The 19,762-nt window shown below is 65.4% G+C and carries 15 protein-coding genes, 1 tRNA gene and 1 riboswitch; of the genes, 11 read left to right on the top strand and 5 right to left on the bottom strand.

The genetic code is table 11. The annotated features are described in order from the left end of the window. The first annotated feature begins 13 nt into the window (after positions 1–13). Entirely contained in the window at positions 14–919 is a 906-nt protein-coding gene (locus tag FA89_RS06065) for an SDR family oxidoreductase (RefSeq protein WP_036139196.1), read from the top strand. Positions 920–988: 69 nt separating this feature from the next. Here FA89_RS06065 and FA89_RS06060 read toward each other — a convergent pair whose 3' ends face one another. Then, positions 989–3,832, bottom strand: a complete 2,844-nt coding sequence (locus FA89_RS06060) for a response regulator (protein WP_051938570.1) — start codon at positions 3,830–3,832, stop codon at positions 989–991. A 195-nt stretch (positions 3,833–4,027) separates the two neighbouring features. Beyond that, a riboswitch (cobalamin riboswitch) is annotated at positions 4,028–4,245 on the top strand. A gap of 159 nt (positions 4,246–4,404) precedes the next feature. On the opposite strand from FA89_RS06060, the gene FA89_RS06055 reads away from it, so the two are divergent. The 3 genes from FA89_RS06055 to FA89_RS06045 all read left to right on the top strand — a co-directional run bounded on the left by FA89_RS06055 (position 4,405) and on the right by FA89_RS06045 (position 8,879). After that, on the top strand, positions 4,405–6,924 hold the full coding sequence (locus tag FA89_RS06055) for a ribonucleoside-diphosphate reductase subunit alpha (protein ID WP_036139194.1): 2,520 nt from the start codon (positions 4,405–4,407) through the stop codon (positions 6,922–6,924). A gap of 197 nt (positions 6,925–7,121) precedes the next feature. Further along, positions 7,122–8,150 (top strand): ribonucleotide-diphosphate reductase subunit beta, encoded by a 1,029-nt coding sequence (locus FA89_RS06050; RefSeq protein ID WP_036139192.1) that lies wholly within the window; start codon positions 7,122–7,124, stop codon positions 8,148–8,150. Positions 8,151–8,474: 324 nt separating this feature from the next. Further along, positions 8,475–8,879 carry an acyl-CoA thioesterase gene (locus FA89_RS06045; RefSeq protein ID WP_036139190.1) on the top strand — a complete coding sequence of 135 codons (405 nt, stop codon included), beginning with the start codon at positions 8,475–8,477 and terminating at the stop codon, positions 8,877–8,879. Between the two features lie 173 nt (positions 8,880–9,052). On the opposite strand, the gene FA89_RS06040 is transcribed toward FA89_RS06045, so the two are convergent. After that, the gene (locus tag FA89_RS06040) at positions 9,053–12,028 is read right to left on the bottom strand and encodes a TonB-dependent receptor plug domain-containing protein (protein ID WP_081916367.1); all 2,976 of its coding nucleotides are present in this window, start codon (positions 12,026–12,028) and stop codon (positions 9,053–9,055) included. A gap of 229 nt (positions 12,029–12,257) precedes the next feature. On the opposite strand from FA89_RS06040, the gene FA89_RS06035 reads away from it, so the two are divergent. The 6 genes from FA89_RS06035 to FA89_RS06010 all read left to right on the top strand — a co-directional run bounded on the left by FA89_RS06035 (position 12,258) and on the right by FA89_RS06010 (position 16,301). Beyond that, positions 12,258–12,683: a MerR family transcriptional regulator gene (locus FA89_RS06035; protein WP_036139188.1), complete on the top strand. Its 426-nt coding sequence runs from the start codon at positions 12,258–12,260 to the stop codon at positions 12,681–12,683. Continuing rightward, entirely contained in the window at positions 12,680–13,672 is a 993-nt protein-coding gene (locus tag FA89_RS06030) for an aldo/keto reductase (protein WP_036139187.1), read from the top strand. The genes FA89_RS06035 and FA89_RS06030 overlap by 4 nt, the downstream gene beginning before the upstream one ends. Positions 13,673–13,757: 85 nt before the next feature. After that, the gene (queF, locus tag FA89_RS06025; protein WP_036139185.1) at positions 13,758–14,588 is read left to right on the top strand and encodes an NADPH-dependent 7-cyano-7-deazaguanine reductase QueF; all 831 of its coding nucleotides are present in this window, start codon (positions 13,758–13,760) and stop codon (positions 14,586–14,588) included. A 131-nt stretch (positions 14,589–14,719) separates the two neighbouring features. Next, complete coding sequence (locus FA89_RS06020) at positions 14,720–15,310, top strand: hypothetical protein (RefSeq protein WP_036139182.1); 591 nt, start codon at positions 14,720–14,722, stop codon at positions 15,308–15,310. Between the two features lie 211 nt (positions 15,311–15,521). After that, a complete protein-coding gene (locus FA89_RS19555; RefSeq protein WP_036139180.1) occupies positions 15,522–15,695 on the top strand; it encodes a DUF1328 domain-containing protein in 174 nt (57 codons plus the stop codon). A gap of 108 nt (positions 15,696–15,803) precedes the next feature. Further along, positions 15,804–16,301 carry a DUF4142 domain-containing protein gene (locus tag FA89_RS06010; protein ID WP_036139178.1) on the top strand — a complete coding sequence of 166 codons (498 nt, stop codon included), beginning with the start codon at positions 15,804–15,806 and terminating at the stop codon, positions 16,299–16,301. Positions 16,302–16,308: 7 nt separating this feature from the next. On the opposite strand, the gene FA89_RS06005 is transcribed toward FA89_RS06010, so the two are convergent. Continuing rightward, a tRNA-Arg gene (locus FA89_RS06005) sits at positions 16,309–16,385 on the bottom strand. A gap of 43 nt (positions 16,386–16,428) precedes the next feature. Beyond that, positions 16,429–17,346: a LytTR family DNA-binding domain-containing protein gene (locus tag FA89_RS06000; protein ID WP_240003857.1), complete on the bottom strand. Its 918-nt coding sequence runs from the start codon at positions 17,344–17,346 to the stop codon at positions 16,429–16,431. Between the two features lie 167 nt (positions 17,347–17,513). Between FA89_RS06000 and FA89_RS05995 the strand changes: the two genes are divergently transcribed. Next, complete coding sequence (locus tag FA89_RS05995; protein ID WP_036139172.1) at positions 17,514–18,761, top strand: acyltransferase family protein; 1,248 nt, start codon at positions 17,514–17,516, stop codon at positions 18,759–18,761. Here the strand turns inward: FA89_RS05995 and FA89_RS20095 are convergent. Beyond that, the gene (locus FA89_RS20095; RefSeq protein WP_185754251.1) at positions 18,749–19,642 is read right to left on the bottom strand and encodes a hypothetical protein; all 894 of its coding nucleotides are present in this window, start codon (positions 19,640–19,642) and stop codon (positions 18,749–18,751) included. The genes FA89_RS05995 and FA89_RS20095 overlap by 13 nt on opposite strands. Positions 19,643–19,762: the final 120 nt, after the last annotated feature.

Raw genomic sequence — 19,762 nt, 5'->3', positions numbered from 1 at the left:
CGAGGACTCCCCCATGGCCGACGCCGTAAACGATCCCTATGCCATGCGCGATCCGCGCACGCAGTACCCGCAGCCGGAGTTTTCCCGGCAACCGCAACCGCAGCCGGGCCTGGCCGCCGAGATGTCGCCGAGGCCTGACCATGGCGAAACCAGCTATCGCGGCAACGGCCGCCTGAAGGGGCGCAAGGCGCTGGTCACCGGCGGCGACTCCGGCATCGGCCGTGCCGCCGCGATCGCCTTCGCCCGTGAAGGCGCCAGTGTGGTGATCAACTATCTGCCTTCCGAACAGAAGGACGCCGACGAAGTGGTCGCCTTGCTCACCGGCGAGGGACACAAGGTGGTTGCCGTACCGGGCGATCTGGCTGACGAGGCGTTCTGCAAGGAGTTGGTCCAGCGAAGCGTGAAGGAGCTGGGCGGCCTGGACATCCTTGCCAACATCGCAGGCCGCCAGCAGTTCAGCGAGTCCATCGACGACCTGGACAGCGCGTCGTTCGAGGCCACTTTCCGCACCAACGTGTTCGCCCTGTTCTGGCTGACCAAGGCCGCCGTGCCGCACATGCCGCCGGGCGCGGCCATCGTCAACACGGCGTCCATCCAGGCCTATCAGCCATCCGACATCCTGCTCGACTATGCGCCGACCAAGGCGGCCATCGTCGCCTTCACCAAGGCGCTGGCGAAGCAACTGGCCGAGAAGGGCATCCGCGTCAACGCCGTGGCGCCCGGCCCCGTGTGGACCCCGCTCCAGCCTAGCGGCGGCCAGCCGCAGGAGAAGGTGGTGGAGTTCGGCAAGAACGTGCCGCTGGGCCGCCCGGGCCAGCCGGTGGAATGCGCGCCACTCTACGTCCTGCTCGCCAGCCAGGAAGCCAGCTTCATCACCGGCGAGACCTACGGCGTGACCGGCGGCAACATGCTGCCGTAACAGACGCATCGAAAAGCACCCGTCGACGCGTCGGCACGCCCCGTGCCCGCGTCGACGGACAAGCGTCTATCAACGACGCGCGATGCGCCCCAGTGCTTCCATCAGGTCGGCCACTCCGTACGGCTTGACGATGATCGCCGTGCGATCGTCGCGGACCACGCCATTGGCGGTGTGGTCGCCTGTGGCGTAGATCACCGGCAATTCCGGCTGGGCCTCGCGCAGCCGCTCGGCCACATCCACGCCGCTCATGCCCGGCAATCCCACGTCGGCCAGCAGCACGTCGATGGCCTCGGCACCGTGGACGCGAAGCGCTTCGTTACCGTCACCGGCCTCGAACGCCACGTGTCCGCGGCTCTCCAGCATCTCGGTGATCGACATACGGATCAAGGCGTCGTCTTCAAGTACCAGTACGCGTAGCGGCACGGCAACGGCCGGGGCCGGGGCCGGCGACTGAGCCTGCGGAGGCGTCGCCACCTCGGCGATCGTCCGGGGCATGCGGGCGCCCAGCACCTGGCGGACCCGACGTGCCAACTGCTCGCGCGTGTACGGCTTGCTGAGCAATTCGACGCCCTCGTCCAGGCGACCGCCATGCACGATGGCGTTCTCGGTATAGCCCGAGGTGAACAACACGGCCAGGCCGGGCTGGCGCTCGACCGCCTTGCGCGCGAGCTCGGGGCTGCGCAGGGGGCCGGGCATCACCACGTCGGTAAACAACAGATCGATGGCGATACCGCTTTCCACGATCGACAGCGCGCTCTCGGCATCGCGTGCCTTCAGGACGCGGTAACCGAGTTCGGCGAGCATGCCGACCACGGTTTCCCGCACGGCCTCATCGTCCTCGGCGACGAGAATGGTTTCGTCACCACCGCGAATGGCTTCCTCTTCGACGACCACGATACGATCCTCGCTCTGCATGGACCGGGGCAGGTAGATCTTTACCGTCGTACCTTCACCCGGCTCGCTGTACACCTTGATGTGACCACCGGATTGCTTGACGAATCCGTAGACCATCGACAGGCCCAGACCCGTGCCGCGGCCCTCGGGCTTGGTCGTGAAGAACGGGTCGAACACCTTGTCCAGGATATCCGCCGGAATACCGCATCCGGTGTCGGTCACCGCAAGCATCACGTACTGGCCGGGACGGAGGTCACCGTGGGTTTTCGCATAGTTCTCGTCCAGCAAGGCGTTGCCTGCCTCCACGGTGAGCCTGCCCTGGCCGCTCATCGCGTCACGTGCGTTGATCGCCAGGTTGAGCAGGGCGTTCTCCACGTTGGACGGATCGACGAGCGTATTCCACAGACCACCGGCGATCACGGTCTCCACCTCGATCGCCTCACCCAGCGCGCGGCGGAGCAGCTCGTCCATGTCACGGACGAAGCGGCCGACGTTGACGACCTTGGGCGCCAGCGGCTGGCGCCGGCCGAAGGCCAGCAGTTGGGCGGCTAGCTTGGACCCGCGAGTGACGCCCGCCATGGCGTTGGCCACGCGACGCTCGGCGCGTTCGTTACCCGAGACATCGATGCCCAGCAGTTGCAGGTTGCCGCTGATCACCTGCAGCAGGTTGTTGAAGTCGTGCGCCACGCCACCGGTGAGGTTGCCGATAGCATCCATCTTCTGCGCCTGGCGCAGTTGCTCCTGGGCCAGGTCCAGTTCCGCGTCGCGCGCGCGTTCGATCGTGACATCGCGGGCCACGGCAAAGATCATGCCTTCGCTGGGCACGGCCCGCCAGGACAGCTGACGGAAGCCCCCATCGGCCGTGCGGTAACGATTCTCGAAGCGCAGCGTGGCCACCCCGTCGGCCAGCTGCCCGGTTTCCTCACCGGTACGATCGGTGTCGTCGGGGTGCACGAAATCCAGGTAGGACCGTCCCAGGGTCTCGCGCTCGCTCCAGCCCAGGATCGCGGTCCACGCCGGATTGACCGAGAGCAGGCGCGTATCCGCATCGGCCACGAGCAGGATGTCGCTGGAGAAGCGCCAGATACGGTCGCGCTCGAAGGTGCGCTCCGCCACCTGTCGCTCCAGGCTCTGGGCGAGTTGCTGCAGCTCGGCTTCGGCGCGGCGCCGCTCCACGGCGACGCGCGTACGATTGGCCACCTCACGGACGAAGGCGATCTCCTCCTCCGGCCACTCGCGGGGCCCCTCGTGGTTGAGGTAGAGCAGCGCCACGACGCCGCCCCTCTCGGTCACCGGCATATTGATGAAGGAGACGGCGCTGATCGCCGCCAGCGCATCGGCGGTGCGTTGGGTGCGCGGATCCTGGTAGGCATCGGTGACGACGGCGGTGCGACCGGCTTTGATATCGTCGATGTACGATCCGTAATCGCGGAAGTTCAGCACGCCGGCCAGCGTCAGGATGCCGGGGGCGTTCCAGTCGCGTTCGACGCTGATGGTCTCCGCCACGGTGTCCACGGTGCCGTAACCGGCCCGGCTGATCCGGAGCGTGCGGCCCAGCACCTCGGCGACGCAGTAGGCGATGTGGGCCGGATCCTCGAGGTCACGGAGCAGGTTGCCCACCTCGATGAGGGCCAGGCGCCGATCTTCCGTGTCGCCGGCCGTGGCGGCGGCATCGCCAACGGGGGGGGATACCGCGACCATGAAGACCGCCTCGCCAGCCACCGGGGCGCGCCACAGCTCGACCGAGACCCGCCAGGCGGTGCCGTCGACCGCCGTGAGCGCAAGCTCACGGACGCCCTCGATCCCGCCGGTCAGGAGCAGGGTGCTCAATCGCGCGCGGCTGTCTTCGGTCCACCAGGTCAGGAAGCCCTGCCCCGCCCCGTCACGAAGCCGTGCGGTCATCCAGGCATTGGCGTAAAGGAGCTCCCCTGTCGCCGACACGGCCGTGAAGCCGAACGGCAGTGCGTCGAACGCATGGGTGACCAGGGCGTGTTCCTGCAACGCGAACGTAGATGGCATCGAGCGAGCGGTCATGGGGCGGATCGCAGATGTTAAAGGTTCGAAGCCCTGCAATTTGTGTAGGCCATCTTCACGAAACGGTCATGTCGCGATGCGCAAATCGGTCCACGGGGGGTTGTAAAAAAATGACTCCCGGCGGATCAAGCACATAGCGCATTTACCCTATATCTTGTGTTGACGGTACCGGGGACCAGCTATATGGTGTGTCCCGTTGGTGTCCGAAGAGGCGCGACTGCCCGTCGGACTTAATAGGGAATCCGGTGCAAATCCGGAACTGCCCCGCAGCGGTAAGTGGAAACGAACCCGTCACACGCACTGGTCCCCCCGTGGGATTGGGAAGCGACGGCTAGGCCGGACCCGAAAGGCGTCCCCGTCCACGAAGTCCGAAGACCTGCCAACAGCTGTCGCCCCGCCAGGCGGCGGTTTTTGTGGTGACGGCTTCCGCGGGGAGGCACGTCGCGGTCCGGAGCCCCCGATGGCGTGCTCCGACGCGATCTTTTTCCGCCGGCCCACCGCTTCGAGCCCCGTCCGAGGGAACGGGAGTTTGAACCGAGCCCTGGGGCACGCCTGACATGACCACGATGGAATCCGCCGCGCGCGAGCGCACCGAAGCAGCCGATACGGCCGTCACCTCCCCCGCCCCGGCGGACAAGGCACCCGCTGCCGGTTACCGCAACGAGCCGCCGCCGGCGTTCGCGCTGACCCCGCCGCACAACCCCGGCCAGATGCGCGTCACCAAGCGCAACGGCGGCCAGGAAGCCGTCGACGTGAACAAGATCGTGCGCGCGGTGACCCGCAGCGCCGATGGCCTGTTCGCGGTCGACCCGATGCGCGTGGCGCTGAAGACCATCGGCGGCCTGTACGACGGCGCCACCACGCAGGAGCTGGACCAGCTGTCGATCCGCACCTCCGCGGCGCTCACCGCCGAGGAACCGGAATACGGCCAGCTGGCCGCGCGCCTGCTGGCCGCTTTCGTCGACAAGGAAGTGTCCGGCCAGGACATCCAGTCGTTCTCGCAGTCGATCAGCACCGGCTTCGAGCTGGGCATCCTCAACGAGCGCCTGCGTGACTTCGTGCTGGTCAACGCGCGCAAGCTCAACGATGCCATCGACACCGCCGGCTCGCGCCGCTTCGAATACTTCGGCCTGCGCACGGTCTACGACCGCTACCTGCTGCGCCACCCGACCCGGCGCTTCGTCATCGAGACGCCGCAGTACTTCTTCATGCGCATCGCCTGCGCCCTCGGCGGCAACGACGTGGCCGAGACGCTCGAGCTGTATCGCATGCTGTCGTCGCTGGAATACCTGGCCAGCTCGCCCACCCTGTTCAACGCCGGCACCGCGCACGAGCAGCTGTCGTCGTGCTTCCTGCTGGATTCGCCTCAGGACGCGCTGGAGTCCATCTACGCCAAGTACGGCGACGTGGCCCAGCTGTCGAAGTTCGCTGGCGGTATCGGCCTGGCCTATTCGCGTATCCGCTCGCGCGGCTCGCTGATCAAGGGCACCAACGGTCATTCCAACGGCCTGGTGCCGTGGCTGAAGACCCTGGATGCGTCGGTGGCCGCGGTGAACCAGGGCGGCAAGCGCAAGGGCGCCGCCTGCGTGTACCTGGAAAGCTGGCATGCGGACATCGAGGAATTCCTCGAGCTGCGTGAGAACACCGGTGACGACGCGCGCCGCACGCACAACCTCAACCTGGCCAACTGGGTGCCGGACCTGTTCATGCGCCGTGTCGAGACCGACGGCGACTGGTCGCTGTTCGACCCGAAGATCGTGCCGCACTTCGTCGACACGTGGGGCGCCGCCTTCGAGACCGCCTACGAGAAGGCCGAGGCCCAGGGACTGGCCGTCAAGTCGATCAAGGCGCGCGAGTTGTACGCCCGCATGCTGCGTTCGCTGGCGCAGACCGGTAACGGCTGGATGACATTCAAGGATCGTTCCAACGCCACCAGCAACCAGACCGCGCGTCCGGAAAACGTCATCCACCTGTCCAACCTGTGCACCGAGATCCTGGAAGTGACCTCGGAAGGCGAGACCGCCGTGTGCAACCTCGGCTCGGTGAACCTGGCACGCCACGTGGTCGACGGCCAGTTCGATTACGACAAGCTCGCCACCACGGTGCGCACCGCCGTTCGCCAGCTGAACCGCGTGATCGACCTCAACTTCTACCCGATCGCCACGGCGAAGACGGCGAACATGAAGTGGCGTCCGGTCGGGCTTGGCGTCATGGGCCTGCAGGACGTCTTCTTCAAGCTCCGCCTGCCCTTCGATTCCGCGGAAGCGCTGAAGCTGTCCTCGCGCATCCAGGAAGAGATCTACTTCCACGCACTCTCGATGTCCAACGAGATCGCTGAGCGTGACGGCGCCCATCCCGGCTTCGAGGAAACCCGCGCCGCCAACGGCGAGCTGCAGTTCGACTACTGGCCGGCCGCCACGCCGACCGACGTCGACGGTCGCTGGGCCGAGCTGCGCGAGAAGATCAAGGCGAAGGGCCTGCGCAACTCGCTGGTCATCGCCATCGCGCCGACCGCCACCATCGCCTCGATCGCCGGCTGCTACGAGTGCATCGAGCCGCAGGTGTCCAACCTGTTCAAGCGCGAGACGCTGTCGGGCGACTTCCTGGTGGTGAACCGTTACCTGGTGGACGAGCTGAAGACGCTGGGCCTGTGGACCGCCGAAGTGCGCGACCAGATCAAGCTCGCCGAAGGCTCCGTCCAGGGCATCACGTCCATCCCGGCCGCACTGCGCGAGGTGTATCGCACCACGTGGGAACTGCCGCAGAAGGCCCTGATCGACCTGGCAGCCTCCCGCGGCGCCTACATCGACCAGAGCCAGTCGCTGAACCTGTTCATGGAAAACCCGAACATCGGCCAGCTGTCGTCCATGTACATGTACGCCTGGAAGTCCGGCATCAAGACGACGTACTACCTGCGCTCGCGTCCCGCCACCCGCATCACCAAGACCACGGTCAGCTCGTCGTCGGCCGCGCTGCCGACGCCCGCCGCGCCGGTCGTCGCCGATGCGCAGGAGCAGGCGGAAGCCGCGGTGTTCTGCTCGCTCGAGAACCCCGAATACTGCGAAGCCTGCCAGTAACCGACCACGCACGACGATCCATGTAGGAGCGCACGCTGTGCGCGAAAACCAACAACGCGACGACGCGGCAACGCTGCGGATCGCGCTGCATCTCCGCTTCGTTGGCTTTTCGCGCACAGCGTGCGCTCCTACACGTGCCACGCTACACGCGCCACGGTGCCGCCGTGCCTGGCGCCATCCTTTCTGAGGTAGCCCCGATGTCCGCTTTGCCCGTCGCCCGCGACACCCATATCCTCGATCCCGGTTTCGAGCTCACCCTGCGGCCGATGAAGTACCCGCAGTTCTATGAGATGTACCGCTCGGCCATCCGCAACACGTGGACGGTGGAGGAAGTGGACTTCTCGCTCGATACCAGTGACCTGAAGTCGAAGATGTCAGACGCCGACCGGCACCTGATCCATCGCCTGGTGGCCTTCTTCGCCACGGGCGACACCATCGTGTCGAACAACCTGGTGCTCAACCTGTACCAGCACGTGAACTCGCCCGAGGCGCGCATGTACCTCTCGCGCCAGCTGTACGAGGAAGCGCTGCACGTGCAGTTCTACCTCACGCTGCTGGACACGTACATTCCGGAGCCGAGCGAGCGCAACAAGGCCTTCGACGCGATCGAGAGCATTCCCTCGATCCGCCAGAAGGGGGAGTTCTGCTTCAAGTGGATCGACTCGATCCAGAACCTCAACCGCCTGGAAACGCGCGAGCACCGCCGCCAGTTCCTGCTCAACCTGATCTGCTTCGCGGCCTGCATCGAGGGCCTGTTCTTCTTCGCCGCCTTCGCCTACGTCTACTACCTGCGTTCGCGCGGCCTGCTGCACGGCCTGGCCTCGGGTACCAACTGGGTGTTCCGCGACGAGTCGGGCCACATGGCCTTCGCCTTCGAGGTGGTGCGCACCGTGCGCGAGCAGGAGCCCGACCTCTTCGACGACCAGATGCGCCAGGAAGTGGAAGCCATGCTGGAAGACGCGATCGCCTGCGAGACCCAGTTCGCGGCGGATGTGCTCTCCGGCGGCGTGGCCGGCCTGTCCGTCACCGACATGCGCCAGTACCTCGAGTATTGCGCCGACCAGCGTCTGGTCCAGCTCGACATGCCGAAGAAATACGGCGCGAAGAACCCGTTCGACTTCATGGACCTGCAGGACGTCCAGGAACTGACCAACTTCTTCGAGCGCCGCGTCTCCTCGTACCAAGTGGGCGTGCAGGGCGAGGTCGCCTTCGACCAGTCGTTCTGAAACAAGAACCCTCGTTCAAAAAACGAGGGTGTAGGAGCGCACGCACGTGCGCGAACCCTCTCCACGGCAAGGGCAACCGATGCCATATCGCACCAGGCGAGCGAGCGTTTCCGTGAGCCTGGTACGCGATACCGGATGAACGGAAACGCTCGCTGGTTTAGGCGGTCGGCTTCTTTCGCCTCAGTTAGAGGCTGAGGGTTCGCGCACGTGCGCGCGCTCCTACCCCCCGCCCCCAAAAAAACGATTCGGTAAGTGCGGCACCCGCGTCCCGTACGTGCGGACGTCCTGTAAGATGCATGCTGCACTGCAACAGGAAGCGTCCCCATGACCGAGATCGACCGTCCCATCGAGGCCCGCGTCCTCGAAATCGTCTTCCCCGACCATACCAATCACCTCGGCACGCTGTTCGGCGGGCAGGCGCTGGCGTGGATGGACAAGGCGGCCTTCCTTGCCGCTTCGCGTTACTCCCGACAGATCGTCGTCACCGCCCGCTCCGAGCAGGTGGATTTCCACGTGCCGGTGCGCAAGGGCCAGATGGTGGAACTGATCGCCACCGTGGTGTCGGTCGGCCGCACCTCGATGAAGATCGACGTGGCGATGTACACCGAGGACCTGATCACGGGCGCCCGTGAGCTGTGCACCCGCGGCACCTTCACCATGATCGCGCTGGACGCGGAGCATAAGCCGACACCGGTCGCGCCGCTGCCGGTCGCCACCGCCGACCACTGACACCACGGAAACCGCACGCGCCGCTGGCGGTTTCCCGAGTAGATGAAAGCAGGCCGGCGCAGCCTCCAGCATCGTTCGCAAGCTGGCCGGCGCAGCTTGCTGTGTCGCTTGCGAGCAGGCCGGCGTGGCTCGCGTCGTCGCTCACCCGCCGCCCCTACCCAACGGACCGCAGCTCAGTCGAGCTTGTAATCGAATGTCAGGAACACTTCCCGTCCGTTGTACTCGGAGGCCGTCTGCCCCGTGGTGACGAACTCGAAGCCGCCGGCGTAGTAGGGAATCGCGCCGACCTTGTTGAAGATGTTCGATACCGTGAGCTTCAGGCGCGTGTCGGGATTGATCTGCACGGCGGCGGAGCCGTTCCAGGTGATCCAGACGGGGGTGTGGCCCTTGTAGGTCGTATCGGCCACGGTGACCTGGTTGCCGTCCTGGGTGACCTGGCACACACCGGTGGCCAGCTGCTGCCCGCCGTTGGGCACGGTGACCATGCCCGGCTGGATGCCGTTCGGCAGCGTGTCGCAACCGTCGTAGTTCGGCGCGCGCATGCTGCCGGCGCGCGTGCCGGAGATCGACACGTTCCATGCGCCCCTGTTCCATTCACCGATCCACGTGACCCGGCTGGCGACGTTCTGGTAACGGGTGTTCTGCAACTCGTCGGAGGCCAGCACGCGCTGCTTGTACGACAGGTTGTCGGTGTAATTGATGCCCGCGCGGAAATCGCCGTAGCCGTCCGTATGGAACTTGTAATCCAGCGACGCGTCGATGCCGCCGACGTAGAGCGAGGCCTCGTTGATCGGGCCGGACTGCACGGTAAGGATCTGCCCGGTGGCATCGCGCTTCACCATCTGCGTGACCATCTGGCAGTAGGCCGAACCCGCTACGTGTGCCGTATAGGGCGACAGACCGGACGTGCCGTTGGGCTTGGTGCCGGTCAGGCAGCCGGCTTCGTCATTGAGCACGGTGCCCTGGTCGAGGTACTGGATGGCGTTGTCCACGCCCATGTGCCAGTAGTCCGCCGACACGGACAAGCCCTGCACGCCCGGTACCTGCCACACGAAACCGTAGGTCCACGAGTGGCCGGTCTGCGGCAGCAGCAGGCGGCTGCCGTTGGTGAACAGCGTGTAGTACTGCGAGGTGGGCCGCTGGACCTGATTGCACCATGTGCTGTTGTTCTGGCCCGCCTTGATCGCACTTACGCACTGCAGCGGGTCGATGTAGTCGCCCACCGGCGAGGTGGAGCCGGTCAGGTAGATGGCCTGCATGTCCGGCGCCTTGAAATTGGTGCCGTAACTGCCACGCAGCAGGAGCCCGTCGTACGGGCGCCATTCGATACCTGAGCCCCAGGTGCGGGCGACGTCGGCACTGCTGGCGTCGTTGTACTTGTCCAGGCGGCCGGAGAGCGTCCAGGTCACCGAATCCAGCAGCGGCACGCGGAACTCCGTGCCCAGCGAATACCGCTGGCGGGTGCCGCCACCGGTGAGGTACGCACCGAACGGGTTCTGGAACGTGGCCGGGTCCTGCGCGCGTGCATCGGGCGAAAGCTTGAAGGTGTTGTGCGCCGCTTCCAGCACCGCCGCCCAACCCACCGCCTCGTCCACCCACGGAAACTTGAACAGGTCGCCATTGAGGCGCAGTTGCGCCTGGTCGAGCGACGACGACGAGGTGTTCTCGCCGTTCACCGCGAACTGGCTGTACTGCTGCGGCGTGATGGGATTCCAGAACTGCTGCCAGTTCATCGCGTAGATGGGCAGCCCGTCGGCCGTGGTGCCCTGCTGCTGGCCGAGGAAGAAGCGGCTCATGGCCTGCGCGTTGTAGCCGGTGAAGTCTTCGCGCACGATGTACTTCTGGCTATTGAGATTCAGGTCCCAGTTGAACCTGCCGTCGAAGACGGTGCCCCGCACGCCGGTCTGCAGGTTCCAGTTCTGCTCGCGGTCGTGCGTGTTGGCCGAGGTGCCGATTTCCTGCGCGGTCAGCTGGCGGATGGCCTGGTGGATGACCTGTCCGGTCGTCTGGTCGTAGAACGGCCCGGAGCCGAACACGTTCAACTGGGTGTTGGAGATACCGACGGTGCGGTACAGGGCCGCCGAGCCGTACAGCTGCATGCCGTTGCTGAAATCGTATTCGCCCGACACGTAGCCGTTGTTGCTGCGGCTGCCCGGCGTCAGTACCCAGTTCTGGAACAGGGCGGGCTGCGCGCAGTACGAACCGTTGTCCGTCACGCCGGTGATCTGCGTGCCGTTCGTAGACACGGTATGCGACTGGGCCAGGCGCGAGTTGCTGAACTTCTCGCACGTGCCCGCAGGCGGCGCGATGTACTGGCCGTTGCCGTTCATGACGGACAGGGCGATGGATCCCGCGGCGTCGTACTGGTAGCCGAACATGCGCGATGCCGGGCTCCATGAGCCGTAGCCCGCATCGGCCACGGAATCCTGGTAAGGCCGGTCCATGCCCCACAGGGCCGTGCGGTTCGACTTCTCCAGGTTGTAGACGACGCGCCAGTTTTCGCCCGACCGGCCGCCGAAGAAATTGATGTCGCCGTAGGCGCGTCCGCCCCGCGTGGCGCCACCGCCGGTCACCTGAAGCTCGTCACCCTTGTAGTTCTTCTTCAGGATCACGTTGACCACGCCCGCCACCGCGTCCGAGCCGTAGATGGACGAGGCGCCGGAGGCGAGTACCTCGACATGGTCGATCATGCCGGTGGGCAGGTTGTTGTAGTTCTGGAAGTTGCTCTGCTTGTTCAGCGGCTGCGGGTAGTCGACGATACGGTGGCCGTCGATCAGCAGCAGGCTGAAGCCCGGGCCGAGGCCACGAAGATTCACCGAGCGCGCATTCACCGAGCTGGAACCCCAGGCTGCGGAGTCGGATATCTGCTGGCCAACCTGCGGCAACGAGTCGAGGAATTCCCACAGCGTGGTGTAGCCCTGCTGCTTGATCTGCTCGCCCGTGATGGTGACCACCGGCGCGGGCCCTTCCACCTCCACGCGGGGAATCATCGAGCCGGTCACCGTCACGGCCTTCAGTTCGACGGCCTTGTCGGGCTTATCGGTGGTGCCGGTCGGCGGCGTGGCCGACTGCGCAAAAACGGCTGGCGCCCAAAGCGCGAGCGCGATGGAACTGGCGACGATGCTGCGCCGCAAACCGACTGTGTTCATCCCTTGTTTTCCCCGTGCGAGCGTTTGGTCAGGTGGATACCGACCGGCGCCAACCCCCATTGGCGCAGGACGGTTTATATACGCATCAACGATTCATATATGCCCGAATAGCCTTATAAGCCGAAATTCCCTCGATGCAAGTTGCGGCGCAGCAAGCCAGCGCATCGGCTTTTGTCTTGTCTGCCGGGACGCTTGACCTCGAGTGCACTCGAAGGCGTAGGCTTTCGGCATGACCACGACCCTGACCATCGCCGAGGCAGCCCTCGCCACCGGCCTGACCGTGCACACGCTGCGCTACTACGAGCAGATCGGCCTGATCGATCCCGTACCGCGGCGCAGCGGCCAGCGGATCTACGGCGAGAACGAACTCGCCATGCTGCGTTTCGTCGTCCACATGCGCGCCACCGGCATGTCGATGCGGACGCTGCAGGAGTATTCCGAACTGCGCCGCGAAGGCGAGACCCCGGAAAGCATCCGCCGCCGCGGCGACCTGCTGGCCCGCCACGCCGCGTTCCTGCGCGGTGAACTGGTCACCCTGACCGAGACGATCGCGCGGCTGGACACGAAGATCGCCATGTATCGCTCGGCCTATGGTGAGTCCGGCGCCGCGTTCCCCGACGACATCCCCTCCCCCTCCGCAAGGAAACACGCATGAAGACACGCAAGCTTGGCAAACACGGTCCCGACGTTTCGGCCCAGGGCCTGGGCTGCATGGGCATGAGCGAGTTCTACGGCCAGGGCGACGAGAAGGAATCCGTGGCCACCCTGGAGCGTGCGCTGGACCTGGGCATCACCTTCTGGGATACCTCCGACGCCTATGGCCCGCACACCAACGAGGAACTGATCGGCCGCGTGCTCACGGGGCGCCGCGATGCCGTATTCCTGGCGACCAAGTTCGGCATCGTGCGCGACCCGAACGACCCCGCCAAGCGTGGCATCAGCGGCCGGCCGGAGTACGTGCGCGAGTCGGTGGAAGGCAGCCTGCGCCGCCTGAACACCGATCACATCGACCTCTACTACCAGCACCGCGTGGACACGAGCGTCCCCATCGAGGAGACGGTCGGCGCCATGGCGCGGCTGGTCGAGGAAGGCAAGGTGCGTTACCTGGGCCTGTCGGAGGCCTCGGCCGAGTCGATCCGCAAGGCCGCCGCCGTGCACTCGATCGCCGCGTTGCAGAGCGAATACTCGCTGTGGACGCGTGACCCGGAAACCACCGGCACCCTGGCCGCCTGCCGTGAGCACGGCATCGCACTGGTCGCCTACAGCCCGCTGGGCCGGGGCTTCCTCACCGGAGTGATTACCCGCCCCGACGACTTCGCCCAGGACGACTACCGGCGCCAGAGTCCGCGGTTCATGGGCGAGAACTTCGACAAGAACCTCGCCATCGTCGAGAAGGTGCGCCGTTTCGCCGCCGACAAGGGCTGCACGCCCGGTCAGCTGGCCCTGGCGTGGGTGCTGGCCAAGGGCGAGGACATCGTGCCGATCCCCGGCACCAAGCGTGTGAAGTACCTCGAGGAAAACGCCGCCGCCGACGCGGTGGTCCTGTCTGCGGACGAGGTGGCCGAGATCGATGCGGTATTCCCGGCCGACGCAGCGGTGGGCGACCGCTACCAGACCAGCATGATGGCCTTCGTCAACGCCTGAATGGCGGGACAGCCGCGCCGCGGGCCGGCACGGGCCGGGGGCGGCTGTCCTTTATAATGGCGACCTGTTTCCTGCCGTGGTCGCCATGTCGTCCCCCGAACACTCGCCCCTGGGCAAGTCCACCGTGTACGCAGACCGCTACGACGCGGGCCTGCTCTTTCCCATTCCCCGCCAGGGCAAGCGCGACGAGATCGGCATCGCCGCTGGCGCGTTGCCCTTCCACGGAGTGGATGTATGGAACGGCTACGAGCTGTCCTGGCTGGATACGCGGGGCAAGCCGGTCGTGGCCATCGCGGAATTCCGCTTCCCGGCAAGCACGCCCCACATCGTCGAGTCCAAGTCGTTCAAGCTGTACCTCAACAGCTTCGCCCAAGAACGCCTGGCTGACGCAGACGCCGTACAGGCCATCCTGCAGCGCGACCTGTCGGCGGCGTCCGGTGGCATGGCCGACGTGATCCTGCGCGCGCCCGGCGACCTGGACGGCACCGCGCTGGCCGAGCCGGAAGGCACCCTGCTGGATAGCCTGGACATCGCCATCGACTGCTATGGGCCGCCGCGTGCGGATTTCCTCGCCACCACCGGCGAGGGCACCGTGGACGACGTGCTCGTCTCCCACCTGCTGCGTTCCAATTGCCCGGTCACGGGCCAGCCGGACTGGGGCAGCGTGCAGATCGCCTACCGCGGCCCTCGCATCGACCAGGCCGGCCTGCTGCGCTACCTCGTGTCGTTCCGCAATCACACGGAATTCCACGAGCAATGCGTCGAGCGCATCTTCATGGACATGACGGCGCGTTGCGCCCCGGAAGCCTTGTCCGTGTACGCGCGATACACCCGCCGCGGCGGCCTGGACATCAACCCCTTCCGCAGCACCGATCGAAACGCCGTGCCCGGCAATCCGCGCGGCGCGCGACAATAATGAATGCAGCATTCATGCATTCTTCATTGGTCTTGCCTTTAGTTGTGTAGCCTGTACTCTGCGGCGGCCATGGGGATCGGCCCCGACGCCGCCTCCGTTCGAACCTGACTCGTCATTCTCGGAATCCATACATGAAGCTTTCCTTCCGTTCGTCCGCCCTCTGCACGGCTACCGTTGCCGGCCTGCTGATCCTCACCGCCTGCGGCAAGAAGGAAGACCAGCAGAACGCACCTGCCGCTGCAGCCACCGCCCCGGCCCCGGCCGCCACCGCGCCGGCAACGGCTCCGGCCGCCTCGGGCACCGCCGCTGCCGCTCCGGCCGCCGCACCCGCCGCCCAGCCGGCCGCCACCCCGGCCGCTCCCGTCGCCGCCAGCGAATCGCTGAAGGTCGGCACGGTCACCCTGGGTAGCGCCGTCGGCGCCGACAAGAAGGTCGCCAAGGCGAAGACGGCCTTCGCGCCGAACGACAAGACGATCTACGCCTCGGTTGCCACCGAAGGCACCACCGCCGGCGCCACGCTGAACGCCAAGTGGACCTTCCAGGACGGCGAGACCGCCACCACCGTGAGCGACATCAGCCAGTCGATCAGCACCGATGGTCCGGCCGTCACCACGTTCAAGATCCAGAATCCGAACGAGTGGCCGGAAGGCAAGTACAAGGTCACCATCTCGCTCAACGGTCAGGCCGTGGGCAACGAGGCGTTCGAGGTCAAGAAGAAGTAATTCTTCCCCTCCCTACACCCGTCAAAAAAAGAGAGCCGCGCAAGCGGCTCTCTTTTTTTGCGTGTACGCCATGCATAGACGCGGTGAGCCGTCGACTCACCTGTCGAAGACATCGGTTTCAGGAACGCGGTGGTCGAATACAACCCGACTCGACGCGGCGATGGACGCCCGGCGGGGCGCCTTATAGAAACCCGCACCCCGGAGAATCATCATGCTGCATTGGGCCGTCATCTTCTTCGTCGTCGCGATCATCGCCGCGATCTTCGGTTTCACCGGTATCGCCGCGGGCGCTGCAAGCATCGCGAAGATCCTGTTCGTGGTTTTCCTGATCCTGTTCATCCTGTCGCTGCTGTTCGGCGGCCTGCGTCGCGGGCCGCGCATATAAGCCGCGACATATCCAGGTAAGAGGAACGACGCCCCGGCCCCAAACCGGGGCGTCGTTCTTTGTCTCGTCGACAAAAGCATCCGTCTTTCCCTCAGAGGCAACCCGCTCATGACCCGAATCCTTACGGCACTGCTGTCGCTGGTCCTTGCGGGCACGGCGGCGGCACAGGCGGTCAAGACCACGACTGCGGACACCGATTTCGTGCGACGCGCCAGCAGCGCCAGCCTGACGCAGATCGCGCTCGGCAAGCTCGCGGCGGAGCAGGCATCGTCCAAGGACGTGAAAACCTATGCGGCGAGCATGGTCGCCGACCACACCCAGGCCAACGACGCGCTGGCCAGGCTTGCCGGGAGCAAGGGCGTGCAGATCGCCATCGCCCCGGAACCGGCGCAGCAGCAGGAGATCGACCGGATCAAGGCGCTGGACGGCGCCGCGTTCGACCGTGCGTACTCGGATGCGGTGGTGCGCGACCACAAACAGACCACCGGGCTTTACCAACTGGAAGCCGAAAAGGGCGATGACGTGGAGATCCGCGACTATGCGCGCGCGCAGCTTCCGCTGCTGAAGGAACACGAGAAATCAGCGGGAAGCTTGCCGCCGTTCTGAGGGAAGATGGTGCGCCTGGAGGGATTCGAACCCCCGACCAATGGCTTCGGAAGCCACTACTCTATCCGGCTGAGCTACAGGCGCTGATGCTGCGGTCGGGCATTGTAGCGGGAATCGCCGGAGTGGCCTAGCCTTGCGATGCAGCCCGCGCCGCCAGCGGTTCGGTGCCGCCGGCGGCGGCCCGCACACCTTCCCGGTAACGACGGCTGCACGGCAGCACGGTGCCGTCGGCCATGTGCAACCGGGCCTCACCGGCCTCCAGCGGCTCGATCGAGGTCACCTGCCGCAGTTGCACGACGTAACTGCGGTGCACGCGTATGAACACAGTCGGATCCAGCTTCGCCTCCAGGGCCGCCAGCGTGGAACGCAGCGGGTAGTCGCGACCGCGCACGCGCAGGTTGACGTAATTGCCCGACGCCTGCGCCCATTCGATATCCGCCGTGGCAACCAGGAAGTCGCGGCCCAGCTTGCGGACGAGGAAACGCTCCGGCCGGTCGACCGGCTCGACTGCTGCCCCTTCGTCGGGGGCATCCAGCAGGCTGGCCTCGCCCTTGAGGTGCCGGCCGAACCACTCCACCAAGTGACATACCGCCACGATCAGGAAGAACGTGCGCACATCCTTGAGGTATTCGTAGATCGCCTGCGTCCACAACGAGCCCGGGCTGTAGTCCGCCCCGCCCAGGGCATACCCGAGCCAGCGCAGCAGGTCCATGCCGGTGATGTGCCCGGCGCACCACATGAAGCTTCCCGCCACATACAGCGGCAGGTAACGGCGCCAGGTGTCGGCGTGCAGGGGCCAGCGATCGCAAGCGCGCAGCAGCAGGGGCAGCATGGCCAGCGAGACGAGCATGCTGCTGAACTCGTTGACCGCGATCTGCCAGGTCGCGACAGGGACGCCATAGCGCTCCGCGTCGATCCGGCCGGTCAGGAGATTGCCAACGGCGCCGCTGCCGAACGCCAGCAACCAGAAGGCGGTCATGAAGACGCGCCGGCGGCGGTGGGCGAGGTCGAGTGCCTGGCCGGGCGGTGTGGGTCCTGTATCCATCGGACGGATGATAGCGTCCGCGCAGGCCCGAGGAGCTCGACAGGGACGGTCGTTCGTCCCACAGGGCCCACCGTTCGTCCCTCATCGCCCCTGCTACGACCCATCATGCTGGCCCCGCGGTGCCCCCGCGACCCAATCTGGCTGTACATCGCCACGGACGCCATGCCATGACCACCCGCCGCCACGACATCGACGCCCTGCGCGTCATCGCCTTCGGGCTGCTGATCCTCTACCACACCGGCATGGCCTACGTGGCCGACTGGGGTTTCCACATCAAGAGCGCCCACACCGCCGAGTGGCTGCAGTGGCCCATGCTGTTCATGAACCGCTGGCGGATGTGCCTGCTCTTCATGATCTCGGGCATCGCGATCGCCCTGGCCGCCCCCGAGGGTCGGCTGTTGCGCTTCGCAGGTCAGCGAACCTGGCGGCTGATGCTGCCGCTGATCTTCGGCATGTTCGTGGTCGTGCCGATCCAGCCGTACTGCGAAGGCGTGTCCAGCGGGCACGTCGTGCCGGGGTTCGGCGATTTCCTGCTGCGGTACTGGCAGGTGCGCCCGTGGCCGCCGCACAGCTTCACCGGCTGGGAGCATGGCATCACGTGGAACCATCTCTGGTACCTGCCCTACCTGTGGGCATACACGCTGATCCTTGTTGCATCGATGCCACTGCTTTCGCTGCCATGGGTGCGCGGTGCGTTGGCGACCTTCTGCCGGGCGCCCGCCATCCTGTTCATCGGCGCGCCCACGGCCTTGCTTACCGGCTTCCTGTTACGCCTGCATCCGCTCTACCCGGACAGCGGGGCGTTCTTTGGGGACTGGTACCAGCATGCCAAGTACGGCTTCGTCTTCCTCGCCGGCTACCTGCTGGCCCGTGACGACGCTTTCTGGGATCGCGTGGTGTCGATGCGGAAAGGCATGTTGGCCACGGCGATGATCGCGGTAACCGTGTGGCTAGGCTTGCGCCTCGCGGGTCAGCTGTTGCCGCCGGACGCCATCGCGTATCGCATTCCGGACAGCTTCTGGCACCCCTTCGCCGCTTCCGTGGAGACGCTCTACCTGTGGACCATGCTGCTGGCGATCCTGGGCTGGGGCAAGGTGTTCCTCGACCGTCCGTTCCGCTGGCTGCCCTACGCCACCGAAGCGGTGTACCCGTGGTACATGCTGCACCAGAGCCTGATCGTCCTGCTGGTGTTCGTGCTGAAACCGATGGGCCTGGGTGCCTGGCTGGAACCCACGCTGGTTATTGGCGGCACGGTGGCGGGGTGTGCGCTGCTGCATGAGCTGGTGATTCGGCGCGTCGCCTTCATACGGCCGCTGTTCGGACTCAAAGCCCGGCAGCGCGCCAACCACGAGGGACACGGTGCCCCGTCCCTCGCGGCGTCATCCACGATGCCCGCGCTGCATCATTCGCGATAGCGCGCAGGCTGCATTTCGTAGCCGGCTTTGTCGTCGTATTGATCGGTCTCGTGAATACCGAACCCAACCTGCTGCACGGGACCAAGTACGGTCATCACCGTCTTCATCGTGGAAACCTTGAATGCGACACGTACCCAGCAGAAGCCTTCTCGCACCATCCCTTCGCCATCGACATAGGTGCAATCAAACAGGCCATCGATCGGTTGGGTATTCGTTTCCGAACCTGCTTGCGACCATGCTTCCATCTCGGCGTCCAGGTTCTTTTGCCATGCGCGGGACGCATTGCCAGGAAAAACATCGAAACGCCATAACTGCTGCCATTGAAACGTGGCGAATTCGCCGAAGTGCCATTTGCCGTCGCGCAGTGCGCTTTGCATGGCATTTAACAGAATCCCCTTGGATGTACTTCGGGCGTTCGCACGAAACAAGGGGTGGCCCACATACCCCATGGTCTCTGCCTGATCATGGGCACGCGCTCGCGCGAACCGTCGTTCCCAGTCGCATTCCACGCGATGAGCCTCGACGCGCTCTCCCACGAATTCAAGCAATGCCTGCGGATTACTGAAGGGGGAGCTGCAACGCAAGCCCCCGTAGGATTGTTCGCGATCGAGATAGCTAGCCAACGCAGCAAACGCAGCGAACGCGTTATCGAACATGACACCCAACGCTTCTGGCGTTTCGTCCTTCCGTGACGGAATGCGAGCGCATGCCACAACGGCCTTCGGGAGGTCTTCATCCGAAAGGTCCTCGTCCGGGAGGTCTTCGCCATGCGTCAATTCACCATATAACCTTGCCGCTCTCAGGCAATCGCTACGAAGATCGTCGTACGCTTTCTCTCGCTCACTCACTTGCTCCGCTAGGTGCTTCGTCGACACATCCATGATCGTCTCTCCTTTTGGCTGGAAAGTCGATATAGCACGTGAAGCAACCGAAGCCAGGACTGAAGGCATAGCCACGGGATCTTTTGCAAAGCATGATCGGCAAGCGGATGACAACGTCTT

Origin of the sequence: Luteibacter sp. 9135, assembly GCF_000745005.1 — a bacterium.
In the GTDB taxonomy this organism is placed as follows: Bacteria; Pseudomonadota; Gammaproteobacteria; order Xanthomonadales; family Rhodanobacteraceae; genus Luteibacter.
Note: the sequence above shows the minus strand (reverse complement) of the source record. Positions and strands in the feature narration are given on the sequence as shown.

Coding starts and splice junctions, on each gene's coding strand:
- FA89_RS06065 (WP_036139196.1), top strand. CDS start 14: ATGGCCGACGCCGTAAACGATCCCTATGCCATGCGCGATCCGCGCACG.
- FA89_RS06060 (WP_051938570.1), bottom strand. CDS start 3,832: ATGCCATCTACGTTCGCGTTGCAGGAACACGCCCTGGTCACCCATGCG.
- FA89_RS06055 (WP_036139194.1), top strand. CDS start 4,405: ATGACCACGATGGAATCCGCCGCGCGCGAGCGCACCGAAGCAGCCGAT.
- FA89_RS06050 (WP_036139192.1), top strand. CDS start 7,122: ATGTCCGCTTTGCCCGTCGCCCGCGACACCCATATCCTCGATCCCGGT.
- FA89_RS06045 (WP_036139190.1), top strand. CDS start 8,475: ATGACCGAGATCGACCGTCCCATCGAGGCCCGCGTCCTCGAAATCGTC.
- FA89_RS06040 (WP_081916367.1), bottom strand. CDS start 12,028: ATGAACACAGTCGGTTTGCGGCGCAGCATCGTCGCCAGTTCCATCGCG.
- FA89_RS06035 (WP_036139188.1), top strand. CDS start 12,258: ATGACCACGACCCTGACCATCGCCGAGGCAGCCCTCGCCACCGGCCTG.
- FA89_RS06030 (WP_036139187.1), top strand. CDS start 12,680: ATGAAGACACGCAAGCTTGGCAAACACGGTCCCGACGTTTCGGCCCAG.
- queF (WP_036139185.1), top strand. CDS start 13,758: ATGTCGTCCCCCGAACACTCGCCCCTGGGCAAGTCCACCGTGTACGCA.
- FA89_RS06020 (WP_036139182.1), top strand. CDS start 14,720: ATGAAGCTTTCCTTCCGTTCGTCCGCCCTCTGCACGGCTACCGTTGCC.
- FA89_RS19555 (WP_036139180.1), top strand. CDS start 15,522: ATGCTGCATTGGGCCGTCATCTTCTTCGTCGTCGCGATCATCGCCGCG.
- FA89_RS06010 (WP_036139178.1), top strand. CDS start 15,804: ATGACCCGAATCCTTACGGCACTGCTGTCGCTGGTCCTTGCGGGCACG.
- FA89_RS06000 (WP_240003857.1), bottom strand. CDS start 17,346: ATGGATACAGGACCCACACCGCCCGGCCAGGCACTCGACCTCGCCCAC.
- FA89_RS05995 (WP_036139172.1), top strand. CDS start 17,514: ATGACCACCCGCCGCCACGACATCGACGCCCTGCGCGTCATCGCCTTC.
- FA89_RS20095 (WP_185754251.1), bottom strand. CDS start 19,642: ATGGATGTGTCGACGAAGCACCTAGCGGAGCAAGTGAGTGAGCGAGAG.